We start from the raw sequence: 22,753 nt of genomic DNA on the forward strand, positions 1-22,753 counted from the left end.
AGACGAGGCGGGTGGCGCGTTCTGAAATTCGCTAAATTTCGCCTACTTTTAGCATGCACATTCTGTTAGTGACCTATAATTAAAATGAATTCACTAGACAAATTTGATTGCGCCATTCTGGCTGCGCTCCAGGCCGATGCCACCCTGTCGATCTCGGGTCTGAGCGAAAAGGTCGGCCTGTCCAGCACCCCCTGCTGGAAACGGGTCAAGCGCCTCGAGGAAGAGGGCTATATCGAAAGCCGCGTCACCATCGTCAACCGCGAAAAAGTCGGCCTGCCGGTGACGGTGTTCGTCAGCGTGCGCACCACCGAACACGACGAAAAATGGCTGGCACGCTTCGCCGCCGCCGTGATCGCCCTGCCCGAGGTGCTGGAATTTCACCGCATGAGCGGCGACGTCGACTACCTGCTGAAGGTGGCCACCACCGACATCGCCGGCTACGACCGCTTCTACAAGAAGCTGATCAAGACCGCGCAGCTGAGCGGCGTGTCCTCGGCCTTCTCGATGGAGCAGATCAAGTGCACCACGGCGCTGCCGCTGGAGCTGATCGCGCACGGTTTGCCTGCCTGAGTGCCGCTCCACCGCTGAGCTGATTCGTGCGATGATGGCGGCCGTTCGTACTACAAACGGAGACAGGCTGATGCCATCGAAAATGAACATCGCGCCGCTGGCGCTGGCCGCGTTGCTGTGCGCCTCGCACGCAGCGTATGCACAGGAGCAGGTCGTCAGGATCGGCGTGACCGGCCCCCTCTCGGGCGCCAACGCCTTTGCCGGCAAGGACAACGAGAATGGCGTGCGTCTCGCCGTCGAAGAACTCAACGCCCAGAAAATCAAGGCCGGCGGCAAGCTGCTCCGCTTCGAGCTGCAGTCGGAAGATGACGCGGGCGACCCGAAGCAGGGCGTGACGGTTGCGCAGAAACTGGTCGACGGCGGCGTGAAATTCGTGCTGGGCCCGTACAACTCGGGCGTGGCGATTCCCGCTGCGCGCGTCTACAACGATGCCGGCGCATTGATGTCCACCGTCGGCACCAATCCGAAGATCACCCAAAGCGGCTACAAGGGCGTGTTCCGCATCGTCGCCAGCGATTCGCAGGTGGGTGGCGCCATGGCGAATTACGCCGCGCGCGAACTGAAACTCAAGAATGTCGGCATCATCGACGACCGCACGGCCTTCGGCACCGGCATCGCCAACGAATTCAAGCGCCAGGCCCAGGCGGCCGGCATGAAGGTCGCGGGCCACGAGTTCACCAATGACAAGGCAAGCGACTTCGCAGCGATCCTCACCGCGCTGCGCGCGAAAAAGGTCGATGCCGTTTTCTTCGGCGGCTACGCGCCCCAGGCCGCACCGATGGTGCGCCAGATGAAGGCACTCGGCCTGAACGTGCCGCTGCTGGGTGGCGACACCCTGTGCAGCCCCGAGATGGCGAAACTGGGCGGCGCCTTCGTCGGCGAAAACGTGCGCTGCGCCCAGGCCGGCGCGATCATCGCCAGGCAACCGAACGGCCCCGCTTTCCTCAACAAGTACAAGGCACGCTTCAAGCGCGACCCGGACGTCTACGCGCCCTCGTTCTACGATCAAACGATGTTCATCGGCCAGGCGATCAGGAGCGCCAACAGCCTGGATGCGGCAGCGGTGGCGCAGCAGCTGCGCACGCAGAGTTATCCGGGCGTGGTCGGCACCTATGGCTACGATGACAAGGGCAACCTGAAGAAGACCGCCGTCACCGTCTACACATTCAAAAACGGCGCGCTGGCGCCACTGGCAAGCTACTGAGGTAATACGACATGAACCAGACTTTCAAACTCGGCGTCCTGGCCGCCGCCGCACTCATCGCCTGCGCACCGGCTGGCGCGGCCCAGCAGGCCGCAAAGCATGCACACGCCCCTGCCAAGGCGATGACCGTCAACCCGCAGGCCGGCAAGGCCCTGAACAAACTCGCCGACGAGTACTACGACGCGCTGGCGCGCTTCGATCCGGTATCGGCCAGCGAAAGCGGCGACAACCGCTTCATCGACCAGGTCGGCCTGTCGATCGCGCCAGCGGAACGGACTAAACAGTTTGCACGGTATAAAGCGTTCCAGAAGCGCCTGCACGCTATCCACCGCGACGCCTTGTCCCCGCGCGACCAGACCAGCTACGACATCCTCGACTACGAGCTGGCGACCGCCCTGCGCTTCGAACCCTTCCCGGAGCACCTGCTGCCGGTGAGCCAGATGGACAGCCTGCCGGTGACGCTGGCGAACTACGCCAGCGGCCAGGGCGCGCAGCCACTCTCCACGCCGAAGGACTACCGCGCCTATGCCAACCGCCTGGCACAGCTGGCCCCCTGGGTCGACCAGGCCATCGCCAACATGCGCGAGGGGATCAAGCGCGGCATCGTGCAGCCGAAATCGGTGATGGCCTCCGCCCTGCCCCAGTTCAAGCAGCTGGCGGCGACCTCGCCCGACACCAGCATCTACTACACGCCGGTGAAGAACTTCCCGGCCGGTTTTTCCGACGCCGACAAGCGCGCGCTGACCAAGCTGTATAGCGACACCATTGGCGGCAAGCTCAATCCAGCCCTCGGCCGCCTGGCGAGCTTCCTCGAGAAGGAATACCTGCCGGCCGCGCGCACTACCAGCGGCTGGAACGCGTTGCCCGACGGCGCCGAGTGGTACAAGGTGCGCGTGGCGAGCCAGACCACGACCGACCTGACGCCGGAAGCCATCCACGAGATCGGCCTGAAGGAAGTGGCGCGCATCCAGGGAGAATACGGCCGCATCGGCCCGAAGATGGGCTATACGGGCCCGGCCGCCGGCCTGCCGGCCTGGGTGTCGCAGCAGGCGAAATTCAAGCCTTTCAAAACCGAGCAGGAAGTCATCGACGTCTACCGCAAGCTCGACGCCCAGCTGCGTACCAAGCTGCCGGCCATCTTCAACCTGAAGCCGAAGTCGCCGCTGGACCTGCGCCTGGAACCTGAACTGAGCCGCGCCACGGCCTCGGACCACTACACGCCGCCGGCGGTGGACGGCAGCCGTCCGGGCGTGTTCTGGTCGGTCGTGAACGACCCGACCCAGTACGGCAGCACCGGCATGGTCACCCTGTTCCTGCACGAAGGCCAGCCAGGCCACCACTTCCACATCGCCCTGGTGCAGGAACTCGGCCTGCCGAACTTCCGCAAATTTGGCGGCAACAACGCCTTCACTGAAGGCTGGGCGCTGTATGCGGAAACGCTGGGCAAGGACATGGGGCTGTTCGACAAGCCAGAGGATTACTTTGGCCACCTGAACGACGAAATGCTGCGCGCCGCACGCCTGGTGGTCGACACCGGCCTGCACACCAAGGGCTGGTCGCGCGAACAGGCGATCAAGTATTTCAGCGATACGCTGGGCTACAGCGAGCTTGAATCGCGGGCCCAGATCGAACGCTACATGGTGTGGCCGGGCCAGGCGCTGGGCTACAAGATCGGTTCGCTGAAGATCCTCGAACTGCGCCACCGCGCCGAAGCCGCGCTCGGACCGAAGTTCGACATCCGCAAGTTCCACGACATCGTGCTCGGTGAAGGCACGCTGCCGCTGGCGCTGCTGGAGAAGAAGGTGGATCGCTGGATTGCGGCGAGCAAATAATCAAGGCTGGGGTCAGGTCTGACATTTGGACACGGCCTCAGCCTTAATGCAAAAAGCTGGGGTCAGGTCTGACATTCAGACACGACCTCAGCCTTGGCATCAGGCCGTATGCCGCACGGCTGCGCAATCTCAGCGACGACTGGCTTGCATGCCCTACCGTTACGGGCATGACCCGACCACTCCGACTCGAATTTCCCGGCGCCCTCTACCACGTCACAGCGCGCGGCAACCGGCGCAACCCCATCTATCTGACCGATTCCGATCGCCGGGCCTGGCTTGATGTGCTCACGCTCGTGTGTGAACGTCACCATTGCGTCATCCATAGCTTTTGCCAGATGACCAATCACTACCATTTGCTCGTCGAAACGATGGGGGCGAATCTTTCGCAGGCCATGCGTCAGCTCAATGGTTTGTACACCCAATATTTCAACTGGCGACACAGCCTCGTCGGGCATCTGTTTCAAGGACGCTATAAAGCCATCCTGGTACAAAAAGAAAGCTATCTACTGGAATTGGCCCGATACATTGTCCTGAATCCTGTGCGTGCGCGAGCGGTATCGTCGCTGGACGATTGGCAATGGAGCAGTCATCATTTAATCGTCGGTGGCGACGATGCCTCACCTCGCTGGCTGGAGCGCGATTGGCTACTCAGCCAATTCGGCGATATCCGTGCCGAAGCGCGTTCCGCCTATCGAGCCTTCGTCCTGGCAGGTATCGATCAGCCCAGCCCGCTTGCCGCAGCACGCCACCAGATTCTTCTAGGCGATGACGCTTTCGTGTCCCGACACCACGATCTGCAACGATCTGAAGAACTGGTCGAAGCCGTCAAGGCTGAGCGCCGAGCCGTGGCACTACCCTTGGCCGAATATCGGACGCGGTATGCGGACAGGAATGAAGCAATGGCCCGCGCCTACCTGTCGACCGCTTTTACGATGCCGCAGATAGCAGCTGCCTTCGGTGTCTCGACCAAGACGGTCAGCCGAGCGATCGCTGTTTTTGAAAGCTCAGCCTGCGCACTTAAGGCCGAGGTCGTGTCCGAATGTCAGACCTGACCCCAGCCTTTGCTTATGACCCCAGCCTTTGCTTACTTCACATTAATAAACGGCACCGCCCCACCTGCCACGTTCGGCAGCTTGCCATCCCATTTCTCGATCGCCAGGCGCTGGTTTTCCATTTCGCGCAGGCGGATCAGTTCGGGCGTGACCTGCTGGCGCTGGATGGCCAACGATTCGGCTTCGGCGCGGGCTTGCGCAACGCGCTGGCGGGCTTCGACTTCGATGCGCAGCAGGTCGCGTTCGGCCTTCAGTTTCAGCTGTTCGGCCGTGGTCTTGGCTTCGATCGCTTCGTTGAACGAGCGCGAGAAGTTGAAGTTCACGATCGAGAACTCGTCGACGACGATGGCGTGGCGGCCCAGACGTTCGCGCAGCGCCGTGACGATCTGGTCGCGCACGTCGGTGCGCCTGGCGATCAGTTCCTCGGCCGTGAAGCGCGCGGTGACGGCTTTCACCGCTTCCTGCACCGATGGGATGATCATGCGCTCGCCCGGTTCGTTGCCCAGGTCGCGGAACACCGTCACCGCGCCTTCCGGCTTGACGTGGTAGTTCAGCGCCACGCGGGTGTGCACGATCTGCAGGTCGCGCGACGCGGCATCGCCCTCGCCTTCGCCCTTCTGGATCGACACGTTGACCAGGTTGATCTTCTGCGCCAGCGGCAGGCGGAAGTGGATGCCCTCGCTCAGGATCTCGTTGCTCGGGCTGCCGAACGTCGTCTTCACGCCCCGGTAACCGGCCGGCACGGTGCCAAACGGTGCCAGTGCGACCAGCAGCACCAGCACAATGATGGCACCGACGATTTTTACGGGAAATCCCCTCATTTTTATTCTCCTTCTCGAGTTCTGCCGAACGATTCTTGCCGTTAGCAGGACGCCATGAATATGACGACCAACAAAGTATATTGTTCGTTGGTCATCAAGAGAATCAGGAATTACCGAAAATCAACTTCGAGAAAAGCGAAGCGTGATGGATCATTGCCGGAGCCGCCCTTGCAGCGGTCCGGCTTGATGCAGTTGCCGTTTACTTCCCGGGCACGATGCGCCAGACGACACCGCCGCCGTCGTCCACCACCAGCAGCGCGCCGTCCTGCGCCACCTCCACCGCCGCCGGGCGTCCCCAGACATCGCGGTCGCTCAACACCATGCCGGTCATGAAGTCCTGGTACTGGCCAGTCGGCACGCCCTTCTTCATCATCACGCGCACCACCTTGTAGCCCGTGCGAATACCCCGGTTCCAGGAACCGTGCAGCGCCAGGAAGATGTCGCCCTCGTACTCCTTCGGAAAGGCATATTTCGCGCCCTTCGGTGCCTGGTAGACCGTCATCCCCAGCGGCGCCGAGTGCGACTGGATCAGGGTGTCCGGTGTCGTTACTTTATCCTTCAGGTCGGGGCGGATGCCCTTCAAGCGCGGGTCTTCTTGGGCGCCGATGTAGTACCACGGCCAGCCGTAGAAGCCGCCCTGCTTCACGCGGGTGACGTAGTCCGGCGGCAGGTTGTCGCCCAGTTCGTCGCGCTCGTTGACGCTGCAGAACAGGTCACCCGTTTGCGGATGCACCAGCATGCCGACGCAGTTGCGCAGGCCATTGGCATAGGGGCGGCGGTTGCGGCCGTCGACATCGAAGGCCAGTACCGCGGCGCGCTCGGTTTCTTCGCCCCAGGCTGCGCCCAGGCCATACTTCGCTTCCCACTGCGCCAGCGGCAACGAGGGCTGCGCGCCGATGCGTGATGCGATGTTGGTCGCCGAGCCGACCGACAGGAACATGGTCTTGCCGTCTTTCGAGAAGGCCAGCGTGCGCGTGACGTGGCCACCGCTGGTGTCGCTGATCTTGTCGACGACGACTTCCGGCTCGCCCTGCGCCTTCAGGTCGCCCACGCTGTAGGGAAAGCGCACGACCGAATTGACGTTGGCGACGTACAGGTAGGTCGGGTTCGGTCCGGCCGGCCACAGGGCCATGCCGTAGGGACGCGACAGGCCGGTGGCGTACACGCTGACGCCATCGGCCTTGATGCCGTCTGTCGAGCGCAGGATCGTGATCTGGCCCTTGGCCGCTTCCGACAGGAAGATGTCGCCGTTCGGCGCGCGCAGCGGCAGGCGCGATTTGCCGAGATTCTCGGCATAGATGCCAACTTTAAAACCTTTCGGGACGGCCGGCAGCGCGCCGTCCGGACGCGGCGCCAGCTTCGGGCCGTTGCCGGCGCTTTCGCTGGCGAAGGGCTGGACCAGGTCGGCGACACGGATGCGGTGCAGGTCGCCTGGCTTGTCGACAGTCCAGGCGGCGGCATCCGCACCGCCTGCCTTCGCGCTTTCCGGCGCTGCAGCCACAGCGGCCTGGCCGCTTTGCCCGGCCAGGAAATCGATCACGGCGGCGCGCTGCTTCGCGTCGGCGACGCCGATCGGCATCGCGGTGCCGGGTACGTCCTTGTTCGGGTCGCGCAGGAAGACGTCGAGCTCTGCGCGGGTCCAGGTTTTACCTGCCGCGCCGGCTTTCGTCAGGGCCTCGGTGTAGTTGAAATGCGGGACGGCGGCGGCTTTGCGCTCGAGGACGTTGAACAGGCCAGGGCCAGCGCGCGAGGACAGTTTATTGTCGACGGTGTGGCAGCTGGCGCAGTTTTGTTCGAAGTAGGTTTGGCCGAGGGTGGGGGCGGCGTGGGCGATGCCGGCCAGGGCCAAGTTGGCGGCAATGACCGCGGTGAGTTGTGTTTTCACGGTTAGTCTTCCATGTTCGTCGTGGTCGCGCAGAGCCAGGGGCGTGCACCCGATATCGGGGCTGTTGCCCGCTCTGTTATTGATATGTTGAATCCGCGTGGGCTCAAGAGCCCACCCTACAAGAGACGCCGCGTATCCGCGTGGGCTCGGGGCGCCCACCCTACAGTTTCGTAGGGTGGGCACTTGTGCCCACGCGGATTGAAGCGTCCGATCATCGCGAACGCGGGGGTAGTCTCAATCGACCATGAACACCGGATACCGGCGCCATTCCGGCTCGCGGTACTTCGCGCAGTTGGCGAAGATGAAGTCGAGCACCGCTTCCTGGTTCACCAGCAACGAAGGATTGGCCGCCTTCCATGCGGCGAACTTCGCCGCCAGTTCCGGCTCCTCGCTCAGCAAACGCTCGGCCTCGTCCTCGAACACATAATTCGAATACGCTTCCTTCTTCTCCAGCACGCTGTTGAAGAAGCCCCAGCGGAAGTAGCTGTCGTGGGCCAGGGGCTCCAGCGTTTCGACGACGTAGCGCGCGCGGTCCTGGGCTAGCGAGATCACATAGTCGCCGGCGCGTACCAGCACGGCGCCGCGGCGCTTTTCCAGCTGCACCTCGTCGTGGAACATGTGGCCTTCGTAGGCGTTCGGACGCGATGCCACCGACACGACGTGGTACCAGGCCACGTCCTGCATGCGGTCCTCGCTCACGCGCTCCATCGCCACGCCGTTCAGTTGCAGGCGTTCGATGGCGTCAACCCAGGCTTGCGGCACGATATAGGCTTTTGGCGCCGCCACCGTCACATCGGCATTGAAACGGTTGTAGTAGGTGATGTCGCGCTCCCATGGGCTGGAACGGTCGTAGTACAGGCGGGTGTAGTCGCCCAGCACGCTCGGCTTGTATTTCGCTTCATAGCCCTTGAAGCGGAAGGTGGCGGTGTTCTCTTCGTCCATGACCCAGTGGATCGGCCACTCGGCGCGCGTGCGTCCGAGCTGCCTGGCGGCGCGCCGCAACGACTGGATCTGCTCCGCGTTTCGCACCGTGAACTCGAGCGCCGTCTCGACCAGGGCGCGCATCGATTCGTAGCGGTCGCGGAAAGGTTTGAGCATGTGCGTCTCGGGCATGAAACCGATCGTGTGGTGCAGGGCCGCGTAACCGGTCGAGAAGCGCGCCGTTTCCAGGAATTCGGCGATGCCATGGTCCGGGCTGTCCTTGACCGGGTTCACGTAGGGACAGGTCGGCCAGCCGCGCGCCTCCATCCCGGCATACAGCGCCGGCAGCATGGTGCCAGTCAGGAAGGTGCCGAGTTCTCCGCCCAGCTTGTCGGCCTGGGTGTGGATCAGCGTCATCGTATAGCTGTAGTCGGCGCCGTTCGACGTATGGGTGTCCACCATCACGTCCGGGTCCCAGGACGTGAACAGCCTGTTGAACACCTGGGCGGTGAGCGTGTCGCACTTGACGAAGTCGCGGTTCAGGTCCAGGTGGCGGCTGTTGCCACGAAAGCCGAACTGCTCCGGGCCGTCCTGGTTCACGCGCGAGGTGTTGGCGCGGTTGATGCTGCCGTCGACGTTATACAGCGGGACGAACAGGAACACGGTCTGGCCCAACGCAGCCAGGCGCTCCGGCTGGATACAGAAATCGCGCACCAGGGCCATGCAGGCATCGACGCCTTCCGGTTCGCCCGGGTGGATGCCGTTGTTGTTGAAGAAGACAGGCCGCCCGGCCGCCTTGATGGCATCACGCTCGAACACGCCGTCGCTGCTGACCACGCCGGCGTGGATCGGCAGCCCGGCGTCCGAGGTGCCGACGACGCCAAAGCGCAGCACGTTTGGATAGCGCCGCGCCAGGTCCTCATACCAGGCGATGCACTCGCCCAGGGTGGTGGTCTGGTTCTGGTTGCCCAGTTCATAGGGCGTCTTCAATTCGTTCGACAGTGGGTTCGACATAAGGATCCGGCAGGAGGTTAAAGGCCAAGCCGCTACGATACCGCAGATGCACCGGCCGGTGGCAATGGGGGCGGCAACGGGGCCGGTAACGGAGGTGGCGGGGACAGCGGCAGCGCGATCGTCACCGTGGTGCCGCGCTCGGGTGCCGAACGCACCTCGATCGTGCCGTGCAGCGCATACACGCGCTCGCGCATGCCGATGATGCCGATGCCCTCGGAATTGTGCGCCGGGTCGAAGCCGTGGCCATTGTCCTCGACCTCGATGCGCAGGGTGTCCCTGGGTGCGTCCAGCACCAGCGTCACCTCGGCCGCCGTCGCGCCGGCATGCTTCATCACGTTCGACAGCGCTTCCTGCACGATGCGATAGGCCGAAATCGCCAGCTCGTTGCCGAGCCGGGAAAAGTCCCCGTCCGAGTGGAAGGCGAAGCGGCAACCTGACCCGCTGTCGTAGTGACGCAGCATCTCTTCCACGGCGCCGTGCAGGCCGAGCATGTCCAGCACTTCCGGGCGCAGGCGCCGAACCAGGCGGCGGCCGTTGGCGTACAGGTCGAGGGCGAGCTTCGTGATCGCGCCGGCCTTGGCGCGGATCTCGTCCACTTCCGGCGCGGGCGGTGCCTTCGAGGCCAGCATGCCGATGCTCTGCGCTTCCAGGCGCACCGCGATCAGCGAGGCATTGAGTTCGTCGTGGATCTCGATGGCGATGCTCTTGCGTTCGTCCTCGATGATGCTGTTTACTTTCTGGATCAGCTTTCGCTTGTCGGCGTCGGCCCTTAACGCCTCGTTGCGCGAGGCGACCAGGTCGCGCGTGCGCGCGGCGACCTTGTTCTCGAGGTCCTGGGTCGAGCGCTCGAGCGCCACCGACATCTCGCCGATCGACTCCTGCAGTTCGCCCACTTCGCCGCCCGTCGTCACCGGCAGCTCGATGCGGTACTGGCCGCCGCGGATGGCACGCAGGGCGTCGATCGCTTCCTTCAGCGGCTGCGTCAGCGAGCGTGCCAGCACCCAGGCCAGCACGCCGCTGGCAACCAGGGCCAGCGCCGCGATGGCCACCTCGACCTGGAAGCGGCGGGTCTGCTTGGCCAGCATGTTCGCCGGCGACATCGTCACCCGCACCGAACCGACGATCTCGGTGGTGAGCGTGGGCGGGCGCGCGTCGCTCGAGGCCGAGACGTGCGGCGTGCCGTTGTCCGAAAACAGGTTGATCCACACGACCTGCTTGCGGATCGGCGCCTCGTAGTAGTGCGGCTCGGCGTCCTGGGCGGAGTCGGAAGTCACGCGCACCGCGCGCTTGCCGGCGGCATCGACCACGTCGACGCGGAAGATGCTTTTATCGGACTGCACCAGGCCATTGATAGTCAGGCGCAGGTCCGTCAGGTTGCCGGAGATGACGTTGTATTCGCTCGTCTCAGCCAGTGCCCGCGCGAGGATGCGGCCCCGTTCGGCCAGTTCCTCGGCCACCTGCGCGCGGTGCGCATACCAGGAATACCAGACGAAGGCGGTGAACAGGAACACGACCGGCAGCATGGTAATGAAGGCCATGCGCAGGCCGATGCTCCAGCTGCGCCAGAAGGTCCAGGAACGCGCGGTCATGGCCGCGCCCGTGCAAAGCGCCTTGCCTCGTCGCTCACGACCAGGTCAAGCGAGCGTGCCACGCCCTCGTTGATCGCGGTGCGGAAGTAATGGGGGAACTGCGGCGCCGGCAGCTCGCCGCTGGCGACAAAACTGGCGGCCATCTCGGCCACTTGCGTGTTGATGTCCTCGATCTCGGAATAAGTCGTGGCCAGCGCGCCCACTTTCACCATGTCGCTGGAAAAGCCGATCACGCCCTGCTTGCGGCGATAGGTCGAGAGCAGGATGTTGCGGATGTTTTCCGGGTTGTAGATGGCGCTGTCGGGCAGTGCCAGCAGCACTTCGCTGTGCCGGGTACGTGCCAGCAGGTCGCCGATGTCGGCCACGGCATCGTTCGTTTCCTGGCCCAGGGGCGCCCTGGCCTGCACGAGGTCGACCTGGCCTTGCAGCAGCGGCAGCAGGTAGGCGGTGTCCAGGCCGAGGATGGCCGCCACCCGCACCGGCCGCCGGTACAGCAGGGCCGCCAGGCGCAGCTGGTCCCGTGGTGCCGGCTCGGCATACACGGCCGTCATGGCGCGGGCGCGGTTCGCGGGCAGGCGCGCATGCAGCGCGCGCCAGACCTGGCTCGACGTGTACGCCGCAATCACCACGCAGTCGCAGCGGCGCGCGGCCGCTTCGCGCAGGCCGTCCGGGCCGATCGCCACATAGACCATGCGCCGGCGCTGTGCCAGTTCGGTGCGGAAGGCAGCGAAAGTAGGGACCAGGCGCTTGTACAGATCCTCGGCGATGCGCGCGGTGACGGCGCTGTCGTCGTTGCCGGTGACGATCTGGAAGCGGTAACCCTCGGCCTGGCGCGCGCGGCGGGTGCACCGGGGTGCCGGCCAGGGCGAGCGCGCACTGCGCCGCCAGCGCCAGCCCGAGCGCCAGCGCGCCGATCCGCCTGCGCAAGCCCTGCAAGCTGCGATCCATCGCGCTTAAGGCTGGATCAGGCCATATTTGACGGCCAGTTTGGTGATGTGGGCCTGGCGCTCGACGCCCAGCTTTTCCTTGATCGACTGGCTGGTGTTGCTGATGGTCTTGGTCGACAGGTTCAGGCGCTCGGCGATCTCGCCGTTGGTCAGCCCCTCGGCCATCAGCTTGAAGATTTCCAGGCCGCGCTCGTCCAGCTGCGACTGCGGCGAGACGTCGCCGCGCACGGCGATGCTGGCCAGGCGCTCGGCAATCTGGGGAGGGAAATACAGCTTGCCGCCATGGGCCTGGCGCACGGCCGTGGCCAGGTCGGCCGGGTCGCAATCCTTGGTGACGAAGGCATGCGCGCCGATGCGGTAGGTTTCCTTGATCAGGCTATCCTGGTCGAACTGGCTGAGGAAGACGACTTTCGCATGCGGGTCGGCGCGCAGGATGTTCTGGGCCGCGTCCATGCCGGTCAGCTCGGTGCCGAAGCGGATATCGAGCACGACGACGTCGGGCTTGCACTCGGCATACAGCGCCACCGCTTCGCTGGGCGTGCGCGCCTGGCCCACCACATCCATCCCCTCGGCCGCCAACGACATGGCAAACCCGGTCATCACGATCGGATGGTCGTCCGCCAGCATCACACGGATGGCTGCTTCTTTGCTTTGCACACTCATTCTCCTTGGACTACGCGATATCGACCTACCAGTGCCTGGTAACGACCTTTTCCATGCGCTGGAAAAATCATCTGTTGGCAGATGGATTATTCCATACAACGTGGCGCGGAGCGAGTGGCCCTGCCATGTGTCCGCCCAGCAGCGTGTCCCGTGAAACCCGGCGCATGCACGATTGCTAAGAAAACGCTTTACGTATTGCTATGACATAGCATATATTGTTTCTACATGTTAGCCATACGCTGTTCTTCCAATCGGCAATAGCCCCTCACCTTCCCGGACGGGGCGCAACAACAAGGAGATCGCCATGCATTTCTCGCACATGCACCCTGATGGTGGCAGCAAAGCAGGCAAGTTCGCCCTCGTCGCGGGACTCCACGCCTTGATCGCGGTTGGCGTCGTCAACATGATGAACAACAAGACCTTCCCGCTGACGACGATCATCGACAGCATCCCGATCGCCCCGCCCGAAGTCCAGAAGCCGGTCGAGCCGCCACCCGAGCCGCCGAAGCCGCGCACGGAGGTCGCACCGCCCGAGCTCTTCGTGCCGAAGGTCGAGATCGACGTGACGCCGCCGCTCGTCGAGCCGACGGTGATCGCGACAACGAAGGTGGAACCGGTGCAGCCGCCTGTCGCGCCAGTGCGCAGCGATCCGCCGGCCCAGGTCGACACCCCTGCCGCCAAGCCGGGCGCCATCCGCAGCGCCGTGCTGGCCGATGCCAACAGCTGCATCAAGCCGTCCTACCCGATCCAGGCGGCGCGCAATGGCGACACCGGCACGGTCTACCTGGCCCTGCTGGTCGGCACCGACGGCCGCGTGACCAGTTCGCGGGTGCAGAAAACCAGCGGCCACCGTGAACTCGACCGCGCCGCGATGAATGCCTTGAGCCTGTGCCAGTTCAAGCCGGCCATGAACAACGGCGTGCCGGAAGCCGGCTGGGCGCAGATTGCCTACGACTGGAAGCTGGACGAATAGGGCCCCCTCTCCCGTGCTTTTGCCCGCCATCCCTCAGCCTGGCGGGTTTTTTTTCTTCCCTGCGCATCGCGTCTCGCCAGGCGGTTCCCCCGCCGCGCGGCACGATCGGTAACGACATCGAGGATGTACGCATGCTTCCGGATTCATCGACCCCAGCCCCGGGCGGCCTGGCCGGCCTGGCCGGCGCCTTCGCCTTCATCGCCCTGCTCGGCTGGGCTGCCTTGCGGCCGACGCAGCCGCCGCTGCCGGCGCCCAAGCCCGCCACTGCGCCGGCGCCGCAATTCTCCGCTGGCCGCGCAGCCGTCCACCTGGAAGTGCTGGCACGCGCGCCGCGCCCGATCGCGAGCAGGATGAACCACGCGGCGCGCGACTACCTGGTGGCGCAACTGCGGGCGCTGGGGCTGGCGCCGCACGTACAGCGCGCCGTGGTGCAGAAGAACTACGTCGACTACAACGCCAACTACGAGGCGACAATGGGCGTGGTGCACAACGTGCTGGTGCGCCTGCCGGGGCGCGCCCGACCGGCTGCGGCGCCCGGCCCTGCTGCTGGTGGCGCAGATCGACAGCGAAACGGCCAGCCTGGGCGCGGCGCGCAGCGCAGCGCCCATGGCGGCCCTGCTGGAGACGACGGTGCGCGCGCTGCGTGCGGGCACGCCGCCGGCGAACGACATCCTGGTGCTGTTCGCCGATGGCGAGCGTGTCGGCAGCCTGGGCATGCAGGCCTTCGCCGAGCAGCATCCGTGGGCGCGCGAAGTCGGCCTGGCACTGCGTTTCGACGGCATGGGGAGCAGCGGCGCACTGGAACTGGTGAACACGGCGGGCGCGAACACGGCGACGATTGACGGCTGGCTGCACGCCACACCCGACGTGCGCGGCTCTTCGCTGATGCGCGAAGTCCATGCTCTGGCCCCGGGCGCGCCGCGCATTGGTGCACTGGCGCTGCTGGCGGTGCCGGTATTGCAGTTCGCCAACCGCGGCCGTCCTTTCGATCACGCCGGCGTATCGGACACACCGGGGCGTCTTGAATCGGCCACCCTGCAGCACACGGGCGAGTCGATGCTGCGCCTGGCGCGCCATTTCGGCGGCCAGCGCCTGGCGCCGCCAGGGGACGCAAACGCAAGCGGCGCGCGGGCAGGTGTACTTCACCTTGCCCCTGCTTGGCACGGTGCACTACAGCGGCGACCTGGTCTGGACGTTCACGCGCCTGACTGGCCTGCTGCTGGTGGGCGCCGTGTGCGTGGCGATGCAGCGTTCGCAGGTGCGCTATCCCGCGCTGCTGCGCGCCGTATTCCTGATGCCCTGCGTCGCCGTGGCGCTGGGCATGCTGGCCTGGCAGCTGTGGATGCACGTGCCGGCGCTGCACCGCGCCTGGAACCCGGACGCGCCGCAGCATGCGCGCCAGGCCCTCCTTTACCTGGCCGGGCTGTGCGGGGTGTGCAGCGCCCTCTTCATCGTCGCCCAGCGCCGGGTGATGCGCCTGACCGGCCTGGCGGCGGCCATGCTGGCGGCCCTGTTTGCGCTGCTGCTGGTACTGGTGCTGGCCAGCTGGCTGGCGCCGGGAGCGAGCTACCTGGTTGCCTGGCCGCTGCTGGCGGCGCTCGGCAGCTTCTGCGCCCTGCATTCGCGCCGGGTACGCGCCTGGCCCGCGGCCGCGCGGCTGGCACTGCTGGTGGCGGGCTTGATACCGGCCGCGCTGCTGGTGCCGCCGGCGCTGCGCGACGCCTACCCGGTGCTGTCGCCGCTGCGCATGAACCTGCCGGTGGCAATGCTGGTGCTGCTGCTTGGCGTGTCGATGCTGTTGCTGGCCCACGCGCGCCGCTTCGTCGCCCGCGCCCTGCTGCTGGCGGGACTGACCGGACTGGCGCTGGCCGGTGCCGCCGACGACCATGTGGAAGCGCCGCCGCTGCGCGCGGACGGCCTGGTGTACTACAAGGACATGCCGAGCTGGGACGCCTACTGGCTGCATCCGGAAGGCGAGCTCGATCCGTGGGAGCGGCGCCTGTTCGCCAACCTGAAGGAGCCGCACATCTTCGTGAACGCCTTCGGCTGGGAGAGTCCGCGCCAGTGGTATGCCTGGGCACCGCGCGACGGGCTGAAGTTCCCCTTCACCCGCGTGCTCAGGAACGGCCCCGCACCGGAGCGCCATGCCGACTTCACGCTGGTGTCGGAAAACAAGGCACCGGAAGTGCGCCTGCGCGTGATCGGCGCGCGCCCCACGCGCGTGAGGCTGAACGGGCGCACCCTGCTCGACACCGAGGCCAAGACCTTGACGGTGGTCCTGTACGGGATGGACGACGAACCGCTGCACTTCCGCATCGACGTGGGGGGCGACCCGATTTTTTCCGTGCGCGTCGAGGAAGTCCTCCCCGGGTTGCCGGATCATCTACTGCCGCCACGGCCGCCGGCAGCGACGCCACTGGTGCCCTTCAGCGGCAAGTCGATCGCGGCGGACACGCTGTGGTTTTACTAGCGCGAACAGTACGCGGATGGGCCGGCGCGATGGACGTTTTGTTACACGCCGGCGCTGGACGAATATAGGGGCGCTTGCAATACAATGTGTCGCGCACTCGACAGTGCGCCTCCATCCACTATTCGCAGGTTGCCATGCACAAGATCGTCTCCTCCGTCGTCCTTACCGCCCTCGCCAGCAGCCTGGCGCTGGCCTACCCCGCGCATGCCGCCGCCAGATCCGCCGGCAAGGCACAAGCCATCGTCAAGGAAGCGCCGCTGCGCGCCCACCTGGCCTTCCTGGCGTCGGACGCCCTCGAAGGGCGCGGCACCGGCCAGCGCGGCGGCGAACTGACCGTCACCTATCTGGAGACGCAGGCACTGGCCGCCGGCCTGAAGCCGGCCAACGGCGGCAGCTTCCGCCAGGAGGTCAAGATCGCCGGCGTGCGCGCGCTGCCGCAGCAGAGCAATGTCGGCATTAGCGCCGGCGGCCAGGCGCTGCCCCTGACTTTTGGTGCCGATTGGGTATGGGGGCCGGGCGACGCCAAGGCGGACCACGTGATGGACAACGAACTGGTGTTCGTCGGCTACGGCATCAGCGCGCCGGAAGAAGGCTGGGACGATTTCAAGGGCCTGGACGCCAGGGGCAAGGTGCTGGTGATGCTGGTGAACGACCCGGCGCCAACCGCCGCGGAGCCGAACCGCTTCAATGGCGCCGGCCTCACCTACTACGGCCGCTGGACCTATAAATTGCAGGAAGCGGCGCGCCAGGGCGCGGCCGGCGTCCTCCTGATCCATACCGACGCCTCGGCCTCCTACGGCTGGAGCGTCGTGCAGAACAGCTGGGCAGCGGCCGAGCGCTTCCAGCTGGCCGACGCCGATCTCGGCACGGGCCTGCAGGGCTGGATGACCGACGCTACCGCGCGCAAGCTGTTTGCAGCAAGCGGCCAGGACCTCGATAAACTGCGCGCCGCGGCGGAAGACAAATCGTTCAGGCCGGTGACCTTGAACGCGCGCGTAAAAGGCGAGGCGCGGGCCGCGGTCCGTTCCATCAACGAATACAACGTGGCCGGCATCGTGCCCGGCACCGACCCGAAGCTGAAGGACGAAGTCGTCATCTACAGCGCCCACTGGGACCACATGGGCAAGCAGGGAACCGAAGGTGACACCATCTTCAACGGCGCAGTCGACAATGCCTCCGGCACGGCCGGCCTCCTGGCGATGGCGCAGGAAGCGGCGCGCGCACCCGCGAAGCGTTCGCAGATGTTCCTGTGGGTGGCGGCCGAAGAGCAAGGCCTGCTGGGCAGCGCGGCCTATGCGGCAAAACCGCTGTGGCCCGCCGATAAAACGGCGGCCAACCTGAACCTGGACAGCCTGAACTTCGTCGCCGCAGCCAAGGACATCGGCGTGCAGGGCAGCGAGCGCACCGACCTGGGCGCAATGGCGGCCGCCACCGCGAAAGCCATGGGTTTGAGCGTCGCACAGGCGAAACCCGACCTGGCCGGCGGCTACTTCCGCAGCGACCACTTCAGCTTCGCGAAAGCGGGCATCCCCGCCTTCTCGGTGGGCGGCGGCAGCGCCTGGGTGACGGATGTGGAAGCGAACAATGCGAAAGCCAAGGCCTACCGCGCGCGCTACCACCAGGTGAACGACGAATACGATCCGAGCTGGGATTTGGCGGGCATGGTGCAGCAGGCGCAGTTCACGCTGAACCTCGGCCGGATGGTGGCGGACACGCCGAAGATGCCGGCCTGGAAGGCGGGCGACGCTTTCGGCAAGGTGCGCGCCGAGAAGAAGTAAGCGCTCAGCTTAAACGCAAACGCCCGGTCAGCGATGACCGGGCGTTTTTCATGGAGCGGCCTGTCTGCCGGCAGATCGTAGGGTGGGCGCCCCGAGCCCACCGTCTTGCGCAGCCCGAAGCATACGATGCGTCATTCCGCGTGGGCACAGGGCGCCCACCCTACGTGACTGTGACAATGCTGGGAATCAGGCAAGCCGGTGATCGGTCGATCGCGCCGCCCCCTCTCCCCGCGTCGGCGGTTTGGCGCGGGGCCGCCGAGGCCAAGCCTATTCGATGATCCCGCACACGATGCGCGCGCCGCCACCGCCGAGCGGCGCCGGGTGGTCCGCATGGTTGTCGCCACCGGCATGCACCATCAGGGCCTTGCCCTTGATGTCGGCCAGTTTCAGGCGCGGCGCCAGCACGGGATTATTCGCCGCGCCCGAGCCCTCCACGTGCAGCGCCGGCAGGTCGCCAAGATGGCCGTCGCCCGGGGCAGGCCGTGCTTCTTGCTGCCTGCCGGGTCGAGGTGGCCGCCGGCGGCACCGGCCGGTACGGGCTTGCCGTCCTTCTGGTTGGTGGCGCAGCTGTTGTTTTCGTGGACGTGGAAACCGTGCGCACCCGCCGGCAGGCCGGTGAGGCTTGGGGTGAACACCAGGCCGTATTTCGTTTCGCTGATCGTCACGGTGCCGGCCGCCTTGCCGACGCCGGCTTCGGACACCGTGTTCATCGTCGCGCGCAGTTCGGCGGCGTGCACGGCCGCCGCCGCGTACGTCGAGCACAGCAGGGCTGCGCAGATCCATTGGGCTTTCATGTGGGCTCCCTTTCAGTGGCTAGGTTTTGAACCAGACAGCGCGGAAGAGTGTAGATCAATCCCGGCAGTGGCGGCGTCCAGCATGGACAGCGTGTGGCCGTCCCGACTGCGCGGCGCCCACCACAGGCTGCTGCCAGCGCAGGCCATACGGCAGCGCCGGCGGGCCGAAGACGATGTGCAGCACCCGCCGCAGGCTCGTGCCCGATGCTTTCGAGGACGCGTGCAGCACGAGCGGACGCATGACGAGCGCGTCGCCCTTGTCCGGGGTGCAGGTCACGACCGATCCGGTCCTGCGCAGCTGCGCGGCCTCGGCAGGGGCGATCCTGCCACGGTATGACTGCCGGCGATAAACTGCAGCGGTCCGTCTGCGATCGCGCACGGGTCCAGGTGCAGGCGCACGGCGACCAGGGTTGCCAGCAGCCCGGCAGGCGGCTGCACGAACAGGCTGCCTTCCTTTTCCGACCAGCCGCGCAGCGCCGGATGATCGACACGCTCGGCAACGGAATGCTCAGGTCCTGATGGATGGGAACGAGCCAGTTGCGTGCCTGCGATTTCTCGAAATAGGTGCACTGCACGGCGAGGTGCTCACGCGGCAGGACGTCCGCCAGTGCGGGATGCGTGCCGAGCCCGGCCACCAGGTCGCGGCACCAGGCGTGCTGCAACAGGCAGCGCGATCCGGTCGAGGCCGGATCGAGGCCGACGGCGTGCGCCAGCAGCCGGTCGCAGTCGGCGTGCGCCAGGACGCGGGGAAACACGGCAAAGCCGTCGGTATCGAATGCGTGTGCTTGCATGGGCGAAGGAAAGTGGCAATGCCATCCATCTTAACCCGTACGCTGCATGGCTTGGGCGCCGCGCCGGATTCCTCGAAGCTAGTGGATGAACTGTCGCGGCAACATGTCCAGCAATTGCGCTTCCGGTACCGGCTTCGAAAAATAGTATCCCTGGCCGTAATCGCAGCTCGCCTGCGCCAGGATGTCGAGCTGCTCGTGCGTTTCGATGCCCTCGGCAATGACCTGCAGCCCCAGGCGGTGCGCCATGAGGATGATGGTTTCCGCGATCGTGCGGTGGCTGGAATTGGATTCGATGTCATGCACGAACGACTGGTCGATTTTTAAATAGTCGATATGGAATTTATGCAGGTAGGACATGGACGAGTACCCGGTGCCGAAGTCATCGATTGCCAGGCGTATGCCCGATTCGGCATACTGCATCAAGGTCTTGTTTACATTCGACGAGGGATGCAGCAGCAAGCCCTCGGTGATCTCGACAATAATGCTGCCGGCCGGCATGCCCATGCGCTCCAGGTAGTGCAGCCAGTCGGAATCCTCGTCCTGGCGGATGAACTGCAAGGGCGATTTGTTGATACCGATCGGAATCAGTTTATTTGCCTGCTCGCTGCTGCGCCTGGAGCAGGCTACCGCCTGGTGGAAGACCCAGTTGCCGATCGCATTGATCAAGCCACATTCTTCGGCGATCGGCACGAACAGCGACGGCGCGACATCCCCCAGCAGCGGGTGCTTCCAGCGCACGAGGGCTTCCGCTTCGGCGATCATCCCGGAATGCAGGTCGATGACGGGCTGATAGCTCAGCGACAGCTGGTTCTTGTCGATGGCATGCCGCAGTTCGTACGACAGGTGCAGGCGTGCATGGGCGCGCTCGTCCATCTCCCGGGTGAAATAGCTGAACTGGTTCTTGCCGCCCTGCTTGGCGGCGTACATCGCCTGGTCGGCCTTGCGCATCAATTCGTCGGCGGCGCCGGCATCGAAGGGGCTGACGGCGATGCCGATACTCGCGGTCACATACGCTTTTTCATTTCCAAGTGTGAAAGGACGGGCCAGGCCGAGCAGGATTTTCTCGCACACGAATTCGATGTGAGCCGCCTCGTGCAGGCCCGTGAGCACGACGGTGAATTCATCTCCGCCGAAGCGTGCAACGATGTCGCAGTCGCGCACGCTGCCCTGCAGCCGGCGGGCAACTTCTCTTAACAACAGGTCGCCGGCATCGTGCCCGAGCAGGTCATTGACCTGTTTGAAGCCATCCAGATCGATGAACAGCAGGGCCAGCGTCTCGTGCGAGCGCTGCGCCTTGCGGATTTCCCCGTCCAGCCTGTCGCGCAGCAGGCGGCGGTTGGGCAGGCCCGTCAGCGTGTCCATGTGGGCGTGGCGCCAGGCCTGCTCCTCCGCTTCCTTGCGCGCCGAAATATCCGAGGTGGTGCCGACGATGGCGACCGGCTTGCCGAGCGCGTTTCGGGCAACGATGACGCCGCGCGACAGTACCCATTTCCACCCGCCCTGCTTGGTGGCCAACCGATACTCGCACTCGTAGATCGGCGTCTGGCCTTTGACGCATGCGTGCAGCGCTGCTGTGGCACGGGGCAGGTCGTCGGGATGGATGAAAACGCTCCAGTCAACCTTGCCGTCGATCGGGTCGCTTGGCTCCCAGCCGAAGATCTGCTTGAGCTTGCCGGAAAAAGTGAAGGTGTCGTTGACGATATCCCAGTCCCAGATACCGTCGCCCGTGCCTTCCACGGCGAATTTCAGCCGCTCGTGCATCAGGGTCATTTGATCCTGAATATGCTTGCGCTCGGTGACGTCCCGGATGAGTACCTGCACGGCAGGCCTGCTCTCCCAGTGGATTCTGCCGGCACTGAGTTCGACGAACACCGTCGATCCATCCAGGCGGCGCGCACCCAGGGTGGCGGGCGCAGCGGCGGCGTCGCCCTCCAATGCGCAGGCAACGGTATACCGGAACAGGTCGACGGTGGCGGCGTCGAAGAAATCGGCTGAGGATCGGCCGATGAGATCGCTGGCCTGAAGCGTGCCGAAAAGACGCGCTGCCGCCGGATTCGCATACAGGACCCACCAGTCCTCCGCGACCACTATCCCATCCGGGCTGTGCTCGGCGAGCAGGTGATAGCGTTGTTCGCTGGCGCGGGCAGCTTCCTCGGCCATTTTCCTGTCCCCGATGTCCAGACAGGCACCGATCAGGCGTCCTCGCGTTCCGTCCCCTGCTTCGACAAACCTGCCGCGCGTCAGCAGCCAGAGAACGCGCCCGTCATGCCGGAGCATGCGATGTTCCAGGCTGAATGGCTCTCTGGTGGCGATGGATACGCCGAGCGCTTCCCTGACTGCGGGAAGGTCGTCCGGGTGGATATGGCTTTCCCACTCGGAAAGCTGTTGTCGGAGCCGTTTTGGCGGGAAGCCGAGCATGCTGGCCATGAGCCGGCACAGGTCGACTGTTTGCACGGCCAGATCCATGTTCCAGGTGCCGATGCCAGCGCTTTCGGCCGCCAGACGATAGAGCAGCGGCTCCTGGCTACTGTCCAACGCTTTCCAGTCGACGGACACGCCATCGTCGTCGATGGGCGTGCCTGCACTGGCGGTCTGCCGCCTGTGAACACCAGCATGGGTGCCGGAATCGGTCATGACGTGGGCTGGAACGCGATGTATGCAATGTATGCAATGCGCATGCATGCGCTTGCATGGTCGCACAATTTATCTTGCGATGCTTTTCTCGATCAACCGAGTTGTGCGCCTGAGGGCTGGTTTGTTCCAAGGAACCAGTCGACCGACTGGCTGGCGATATCGGACGGAATGAAATGCCCGCCGTGAAACTCCTGGTACACAAGACCGTATCCGGCCGCGTCCAGTCGGCGCGCAATCGTGCGGCCGCAATGGTCGATGGGCAGCACCCGGTCCGCGTCGCCGTGGGAAATGAACACCTCGGGTGCGCCCCGCTGGGCCATCGGACCGATAAAGCCGGGAGAAAACGCCAGCACGTGGGTGAACAGTTCGCCGTTGGCCAGGCCCAGCGTCAGCGCGTACGAGGCGCCATCTGAAAAGCCGCCGATGCCCAGCCGCTCCGAGTCAACCGCGTAGTGGGCAAAGGCAAACGCGAGGGCGCGGTCGACCAGGGCCAGGTCCTGGCCATAGCCGCGGCGCGCGATGATGTCCCAGGTGGAGGCATGCGAGGCCGGCGCCAGCAGGATCAGGCCGGCCTGGTCGGCCAGGTGCAGCAGGATGTGCAGGCCGTCGTGGGCGTGGCCGCCTGCGCCGTGCAGCAGCAGCACGAGCGGCAGCGGCTGCTGCGCCGTATAGTCCCTGGGCACATAGAGATAACTGTCGCGCCGGCTGCCGATGTCGAGCTTCTGCAGGCCCGTCGGCGCGTCCGCAGGCAGGCGCGCGCCAGGGTCGGGTAGCCCGACTTGCAAGTGACCCAGTTCGTTCATGCTGCCCTCCGT

16 protein-coding genes and 2 pseudogenes are annotated in these 22,753 nt (G+C 65.3%); 8 read left to right on the forward strand and 10 right to left on the reverse strand.

The window, feature by feature from the left end:
• Positions 1-84: 84 nt before the first annotated feature.
• The 4 genes from G4G28_RS23235 to G4G28_RS23250 all read left to right on the forward strand — a co-directional run bounded on the left by G4G28_RS23235 (position 85) and on the right by G4G28_RS23250 (position 4,658).
• Entirely contained in the window at positions 85-570 is a 486-nt protein-coding gene (locus tag G4G28_RS23235) for an Lrp/AsnC family transcriptional regulator (protein WP_182990129.1), read from the forward strand.
• Positions 571-640: 70 nt separating this feature from the next.
• Positions 641-1,774: a branched-chain amino acid ABC transporter substrate-binding protein gene (locus tag G4G28_RS23240; protein ID WP_182990130.1), complete on the forward strand. Its 1,134-nt coding sequence runs from the start codon at positions 641-643 to the stop codon at positions 1,772-1,774.
• An 11-nt stretch (positions 1,775-1,785) separates the two neighbouring features.
• A complete protein-coding gene (locus tag G4G28_RS23245) occupies positions 1,786-3,606 on the forward strand; it encodes a DUF885 family protein (protein ID WP_182990131.1) in 1,821 nt (606 codons plus the stop codon).
• A gap of 167 nt (positions 3,607-3,773) precedes the next feature.
• The gene (locus tag G4G28_RS23250; protein ID WP_182990132.1) at positions 3,774-4,658 is read left to right on the forward strand and encodes a transposase; all 885 of its coding nucleotides are present in this window, start codon (positions 3,774-3,776) and stop codon (positions 4,656-4,658) included.
• Between the two features lie 32 nt (positions 4,659-4,690).
• Here the strand turns inward: G4G28_RS23250 and G4G28_RS23255 are convergent, their stop codons facing one another.
• The 6 genes from G4G28_RS23255 to G4G28_RS23280 form a co-directional block, all read right to left on the reverse strand.
• Entirely contained in the window at positions 4,691-5,479 is a 789-nt protein-coding gene (locus G4G28_RS23255; protein WP_182990133.1) for a prohibitin family protein, read from the reverse strand.
• 199 nt (positions 5,480-5,678) lie between these two features.
• Complete coding sequence (locus G4G28_RS23260; RefSeq protein WP_229507789.1) at positions 5,679-7,364, reverse strand: PQQ-dependent sugar dehydrogenase; 1,686 nt, start codon at positions 7,362-7,364, stop codon at positions 5,679-5,681.
• 234 nt (positions 7,365-7,598) lie between these two features.
• The gene (locus G4G28_RS23265) at positions 7,599-9,299 is read right to left on the reverse strand and encodes a M14 family zinc carboxypeptidase (RefSeq protein WP_229425284.1); all 1,701 of its coding nucleotides are present in this window, start codon (positions 9,297-9,299) and stop codon (positions 7,599-7,601) included.
• Between the two features lie 32 nt (positions 9,300-9,331).
• The gene (locus G4G28_RS23270; protein WP_182990134.1) at positions 9,332-10,888 is read right to left on the reverse strand and encodes an ATP-binding protein; all 1,557 of its coding nucleotides are present in this window, start codon (positions 10,886-10,888) and stop codon (positions 9,332-9,334) included.
• Positions 10,885-11,580: a hypothetical protein gene (locus tag G4G28_RS23275; RefSeq protein ID WP_182990135.1), complete on the reverse strand. Its 696-nt coding sequence runs from the start codon at positions 11,578-11,580 to the stop codon at positions 10,885-10,887. Before G4G28_RS23275 ends, G4G28_RS23270 begins: the two co-directional genes overlap by 4 nt.
• Before the next feature lie 261 nt (positions 11,581-11,841).
• On the reverse strand, positions 11,842-12,498 hold the full coding sequence (locus tag G4G28_RS23280) for a response regulator transcription factor (RefSeq protein ID WP_182990136.1): 657 nt from the start codon (positions 12,496-12,498) through the stop codon (positions 11,842-11,844).
• 304 nt (positions 12,499-12,802) lie between these two features.
• Here G4G28_RS23280 and G4G28_RS23285 point away from each other — a divergent pair, with 304 nt between their 5' ends.
• The 4 genes and pseudogenes from G4G28_RS23285 (at position 12,803) to G4G28_RS23295 (ending at position 17,719) form a co-directional block, all read left to right on the forward strand.
• Positions 12,803-13,471 carry an energy transducer TonB gene (locus G4G28_RS23285; protein ID WP_182990137.1) on the forward strand — a complete coding sequence of 223 codons (669 nt, stop codon included), beginning with the start codon at positions 12,803-12,805 and terminating at the stop codon, positions 13,469-13,471.
• A 549-nt stretch (positions 13,472-14,020) separates the two neighbouring features.
• A pseudogene (locus G4G28_RS29540) lies at positions 14,021-14,476 on the forward strand (M28 family peptidase); the annotation flags it as partial.
• 16 nt (positions 14,477-14,492) lie between these two features.
• Complete coding sequence (locus G4G28_RS23290) at positions 14,493-15,941, forward strand: hypothetical protein (protein WP_202033865.1); 1,449 nt, start codon at positions 14,493-14,495, stop codon at positions 15,939-15,941.
• A gap of 134 nt (positions 15,942-16,075) precedes the next feature.
• Positions 16,076-17,719: a M28 family peptidase gene (locus G4G28_RS23295; RefSeq protein WP_183107873.1), complete on the forward strand. Its 1,644-nt coding sequence runs from the start codon at positions 16,076-16,078 to the stop codon at positions 17,717-17,719.
• Positions 17,720-17,986: 267 nt separating this feature from the next.
• Here the strand turns inward: G4G28_RS23295 and sodC are convergent.
• From sodC to G4G28_RS23315, 4 genes and pseudogenes are all read right to left on the reverse strand, one after another.
• Positions 17,987-18,513: pseudogene (sodC, locus tag G4G28_RS23300) on the reverse strand (superoxide dismutase [Cu-Zn] SodC).
• A 55-nt stretch (positions 18,514-18,568) separates the two neighbouring features.
• Positions 18,569-18,790 (reverse strand): hypothetical protein, encoded by a 222-nt coding sequence (locus tag G4G28_RS23305; RefSeq protein WP_183107874.1) that lies wholly within the window; start codon positions 18,788-18,790, stop codon positions 18,569-18,571.
• A 592-nt stretch (positions 18,791-19,382) separates the two neighbouring features.
• Positions 19,383-21,938: an EAL domain-containing protein gene (locus G4G28_RS23310; RefSeq protein WP_182990143.1), complete on the reverse strand. Its 2,556-nt coding sequence runs from the start codon at positions 21,936-21,938 to the stop codon at positions 19,383-19,385.
• 92 nt (positions 21,939-22,030) lie between these two features.
• The gene (locus G4G28_RS23315; protein WP_183107875.1) at positions 22,031-22,741 is read right to left on the reverse strand and encodes an alpha/beta hydrolase; all 711 of its coding nucleotides are present in this window, start codon (positions 22,739-22,741) and stop codon (positions 22,031-22,033) included.
• Positions 22,742-22,753: the final 12 nt, after the last annotated feature.

Source organism: Massilia sp. Dwa41.01b (assembly GCF_014171775.1).
Taxonomy (GTDB): domain Bacteria; phylum Pseudomonadota; class Gammaproteobacteria; order Burkholderiales; family Burkholderiaceae_D; genus Telluria.

Bases quoted from the DNA above. Each gene is read 5' to 3' on its own strand.
- G4G28_RS23235 (WP_182990129.1), top strand. From the start codon at position 85: ATGAATTCACTAGACAAATTTGATTGCGCCATTCTGGCTGCGCTCCAG.
- G4G28_RS23240 (WP_182990130.1), top strand. From the start codon at position 641: ATGCCATCGAAAATGAACATCGCGCCGCTGGCGCTGGCCGCGTTGCTG.
- G4G28_RS23245 (WP_182990131.1), top strand. From the start codon at position 1,786: ATGAACCAGACTTTCAAACTCGGCGTCCTGGCCGCCGCCGCACTCATC.
- G4G28_RS23250 (WP_182990132.1), top strand. From the start codon at position 3,774: ATGACCCGACCACTCCGACTCGAATTTCCCGGCGCCCTCTACCACGTC.
- G4G28_RS23255 (WP_182990133.1), bottom strand. From the start codon at position 5,479: ATGAGGGGATTTCCCGTAAAAATCGTCGGTGCCATCATTGTGCTGGTG.
- G4G28_RS23265 (WP_229425284.1), bottom strand. From the start codon at position 9,299: ATGTCGAACCCACTGTCGAACGAATTGAAGACGCCCTATGAACTGGGC.
- G4G28_RS23270 (WP_182990134.1), bottom strand. From the start codon at position 10,888: ATGACCGCGCGTTCCTGGACCTTCTGGCGCAGCTGGAGCATCGGCCTG.
- G4G28_RS23275 (WP_182990135.1), bottom strand. From the start codon at position 11,580: ATGGTCTATGTGGCGATCGGCCCGGACGGCCTGCGCGAAGCGGCCGCG.
- G4G28_RS23280 (WP_182990136.1), bottom strand. From the start codon at position 12,498: ATGAGTGTGCAAAGCAAAGAAGCAGCCATCCGTGTGATGCTGGCGGAC.
- G4G28_RS23285 (WP_182990137.1), top strand. From the start codon at position 12,803: ATGCATTTCTCGCACATGCACCCTGATGGTGGCAGCAAAGCAGGCAAG.
- G4G28_RS23295 (WP_183107873.1), top strand. From the start codon at position 16,076: ATGCACAAGATCGTCTCCTCCGTCGTCCTTACCGCCCTCGCCAGCAGC.
- G4G28_RS23310 (WP_182990143.1), bottom strand. From the start codon at position 21,938: ATGACCGATTCCGGCACCCATGCTGGTGTTCACAGGCGGCAGACCGCC.
- G4G28_RS23315 (WP_183107875.1), bottom strand. From the start codon at position 22,741: ATGAACGAACTGGGTCACTTGCAAGTCGGGCTACCCGACCCTGGCGCG.